Source organism: Dethiosulfatibacter sp. (genome assembly GCF_983023055.1).
Genome location: NZ_CEZJXU010000446.1, coordinates 179 through 1,111, shown reverse-complemented (window position 1 = coordinate 1,111; position 933 = coordinate 179). Strand labels below are relative to the sequence as shown.

Sequence of the window (933 nt, the reverse complement as noted above, 5' to 3'; positions counted from 1 at the left end):
CATCTATTTTTTAATAATAGTTTTGCTTTTAATTGTTGGAGTAATATACCTTTCAAAAAGAATGGAAAAATCCTGGATAGGGTTGGCTTTGTGTGGTATCAGAAATAATACTGAAGCAGCATCATCTCTTGGAATAGATGTCAATAAGTTTAAAATTATTGCATTTACAATTGGGACAATGGTAGCAGGAATTACAGGAGCAGTATATGCACACTATATGTCTTTCATATATTCAAGCGATTTTGCTTTTATAGTTTCAATAAGCATTATGTCCATGTTGGTTGTTGGCGGTATGGGAACAGTAAGAGGTGCAGTCATTGGAGCTATTATACTGGGTCTTGCTCCTGAAGTGTTCAGGTTCATTTCAGATTACAGAATGCTCGTATATGGTGCCATTCTTGTAATCATGATGAGGTTTCAACCTTCTGGTCTTTTTGGAGATAACAGTATATTGTGGAGAAAGATTACTTCTTCCAAGCTGAATATCTTTAAATTGAAGGAGGTGACGAGAAATGAGTAAAGAAGTAATTTTAGAAATACAAAATCTGAAAAAACATTTTGGAGGACTGAAAGCTGTAAATGATGTTTCATTCAAGTTATACAAGGGAGAAACGCTGGCGCTGATAGGTCCAAATGGTGCGGGAAAGACAACTTTGTTCAATACACTGTGTGGAGTGTATAAACCTACAGGTGGAAAGGTTTTTTATCAAGGGAAGGAAATACAGGGCTTGAAGGCTCATGAAATAGCAAGAATAGGAATAGTGAGAACATTCCAGATAGCTCATCCCTTTAAGGATATTACAGTTCTTGATAATGTGGTTTTGGCTTTAGGAATGGATAATTACAAAGGCTTGTCGAAGATATTCAAACTGAGCCACAAGAAGAAAAATGTCGAAAAGGCAATGGAGCTTCTTGAAAGAGTAGGAATAGAAG

At 36.0% G+C, this 933-nt stretch carries 2 protein-coding genes; both read left to right on the top strand.

Going from position 1 to position 933, the window contains the following annotated elements:
• Nucleotides 1–520: branched-chain amino acid ABC transporter permease (locus AC3AX0_RS12225; RefSeq protein ID WP_487550558.1), on the top strand; the 520-nt coding region annotated here is incomplete at its 5' end.
• A partial coding sequence (locus AC3AX0_RS12220; protein ID WP_487550557.1) for an ATP-binding cassette domain-containing protein occupies nucleotides 513–933 on the top strand: 421 nt, incomplete at its 3' end. The genes AC3AX0_RS12225 and AC3AX0_RS12220, both read left to right, overlap by 8 nt.